This is a genomic window from Planktotalea sp., assembly GCF_018607965.1.
Lineage (GTDB): Bacteria > Pseudomonadota > Alphaproteobacteria > Rhodobacterales > Rhodobacteraceae > Planktotalea.
The window spans coordinates 1-2,537 of the sequence record NZ_JABBAM010000113.1; the positions used below are offsets into that span (position 1 = coordinate 1).

General features: G+C 56.4%; 2 protein-coding genes and 1 pseudogene. All 3 read left to right on the plus strand.

Annotation, left to right across the window (positions count from 1 at the left end; all coding sequences use genetic code 11):
• Positions 1-356: pseudogene (locus tag QZ279_RS10585) on the plus strand (peptide ABC transporter substrate-binding protein); the annotation flags it as partial.
• 142 nt (positions 357-498) lie between these two features.
• Positions 499-1,506, plus strand: coding sequence for an ABC transporter permease (locus tag QZ279_RS10590; RefSeq protein WP_293450636.1), 1,008 nt, complete (start codon positions 499-501; stop codon positions 1,504-1,506).
• Positions 1,499-2,476 carry an ABC transporter permease gene (locus tag QZ279_RS10595; RefSeq protein ID WP_293450638.1) on the plus strand — a complete coding sequence of 326 codons (978 nt, stop codon included), beginning with the start codon at positions 1,499-1,501 and terminating at the stop codon, positions 2,474-2,476. Before QZ279_RS10590 ends, QZ279_RS10595 begins: the two co-directional genes overlap by 8 nt.
• Positions 2,477-2,537 lie beyond the last annotated feature (61 nt).

Sequence of the window (2,537 nt, forward strand, 5' to 3'; positions counted from 1 at the left end):
ACGTGGAAATGTATGCCAACACCTTCAACGGCACAGACCCGCAGCAGTACCTTGCCGCGTACCGTTGTGGTGCAGAGCCAAAGCCATCCAGCCAGTGGCAGGGTGAGAACATCAACCGTTTCTGCGATCCCGCATATGACGAGCTGATCGACGAACTTGGCCGTACGGGTGACATCGACAAGCGTGGCGAAATCGCGCGTAAGATGAACGATATGGTAACAAAAGACACAAACACGATCGTTCCACTTGTGAACCGTGCACGTGTGTCTGCGCACGCTAACTCACTTGGTGGCGTTGTTCTGAACGTTTGGGACTCCGAGCTTTGGAACGTTGCAGATTGGCACCGTGTAAAGTAAGCGACTTTAATCGCTCTCGCGCCCTGCCCCTCTTTCGATTGGCAGGGCGCATCTCCCCTCTTCCCTCTTTGGTTTGTTTGCCACCGCCCCTACACATCTCGGAGCGTTCGCTAACCAACCCGATCTTCAAGTCTGGATCCCCATGCTGACATTCGCCATTAGACGTCTGATCCTCTCTGTTCCGACGTTGCTCTTTATCAGCCTCGTGATCTTCTTGCTGATGGAACTCGCCCCCGGTGATCCAATGGCGCAGGTTCCCCTAACCGTCCCCCCTGAAGTCAAAGAAAAGATGCGCGAAGCGCTTGGCCTTGGTCAGCCCTCCCACATCCGCTACTTTAAATGGCTCTACCAGTTCTTCATTGTCGAACCGATGGTGTACTGGGATTGGATGGTTGGCACGTCCTACACAGAGGGCGTGCAGCGCGTTATCTCTTGGCAGACACGCAGCCCCGTTATGGATATTGTCGTACAGCGTATGCCGCAAACGCTTTGGGTTGTTGGCATGGCCTATATCGTTGGCATCCTGATCGCCCTGCCTATCGGTGTCTACTCCGCCTACCGTCAGTATTCAGTCTTCGATCAAGCCGGTACATTCGTCTCCATGATCGGCTTCTCGATCCCGCCGTTCTTTACCGGTCCCCTGCTGATCGTGCTCTTCTCTGTGCAACTGGGCTGGTTCCCATCGATCTATGACACCACCCACGTCGTCACAGACTGGGCCAGCTTCAAAGTCCAGTTCTTGCAGATGATCATGCCAGTCATGGTGCTGGCGCTGCAAACAACGGCGCAGATCAGCCGCTACATGCGCGCCTCTATGTTGGAAAACCTGAACCAAGACTACGTGCGCACCGCCCGTGCCAAGGGCCTATCCGAAGCGGTAGTCGTCATGGTCCACGTGCTGCGCAACTCAATGATCCCCGTGGTCACCGTCATTGCACTTGGAATGCCCGCCATCTTTGGCGGCGCGATCATTACCGAGAACGTGTTCAAGGTGAATGGCATTGGCCAGCTCTTGCTGACCGCGCTTTTTGCCAACGACATCCCGATGGTTCTAACGCTGACCTTCATCTTCGCGATCCTGATCGTACTCTTCAATCTGATTGCCGATATCCTCTACGGCGTCCTTGATCCGAGGATCCGCTATGACTGATGCAGCCACGCAAGTTGACGCAATCGCAGCGCTAAAAGACAAAGAACCGTCCAAGCCCCCCCGCAGCCAGTGGAAAGACGTGTGGGATCAGTTCCGCAAACACAAGGGCGCGCTGTTCGGCGGCGGGTTCCTCATTTTCATCACCCTCTTCGTTCTCTTTGGGCCCTACATTTGGTCACTTGATCCGCAAAAACTGGATATCCGCAACAAAGACGTGCGCCCGATCTACACATGGCTCTGGGATGGCAGCGCGAAGGTCGCGTGGAACCGTCCCCTTGGCACAGACAACTTGGGCCGCGATATGCTCGCCAACATGATCAAGGGCGGTCGCACATCGCTTGCGGTTGGCTGGGCCGCGATGGTCCTTGCGCTGTTCCTTGGCACACTTGTCGGCGTGCTGTCAGGCTATTTCAAACGCCTCGACGGCATCCTGATGCGCTTCACAGACCTCGTGCTGTCCTTGCCACTGCTTCCCTTGCTACTGGTAGCAGTTACCCTGTTCCGCCAACCCTTGCGCGCCGCCTACGGCCCAGAGGGCGGCATGTTCGTGCTAATCGTCGGCATCATCGCGATCACGTCTTGGATGCAAACAGCCCGCATCGTGCGCGGCGAAATATTGGCCCTGAAAGAGCGCGAGTTCATCCTTGCCGCCCGCTCGATCGGCACCACACCCGCCAAGATCATCACGCGCCATTTGCTGCCCAACATCATGTCCCCCATCATGGTCTCCGCCACGCTTGGCCTCGCGACCGCCATCATCACAGAAAGCGCGCTGTCCTTCCTAGGCGTCGGCTTCCCCTCCGACTTCCCCACATGGGGTAAGATGCTGGCAGATAGCGTGCCCCGCATGACAGAATACCCCGAGCGGGTTGTATTGCCCGGCATCGCGATTTCATTGACAGTTCTGTCGGTGAACTACTTGGGCGACGGTTTACGTGATGCGCTGGATCCGAGGATCAGAGGGCGGTAAGGCAGAAACTAAAGTGCGCGGAAACAAGCGCAGTCAGCACATTTACAGCTAAACGAGATAC

Bases quoted from the DNA above. Each gene is read 5' to 3' on its own strand.
- QZ279_RS10595 (WP_293450638.1), top strand. From the start codon at position 1,499: ATGACTGATGCAGCCACGCAAGTTGACGCAATCGCAGCGCTAAAAGAC.
- QZ279_RS10590 (WP_293450636.1), top strand. From the start codon at position 499: ATGCTGACATTCGCCATTAGACGTCTGATCCTCTCTGTTCCGACGTTG.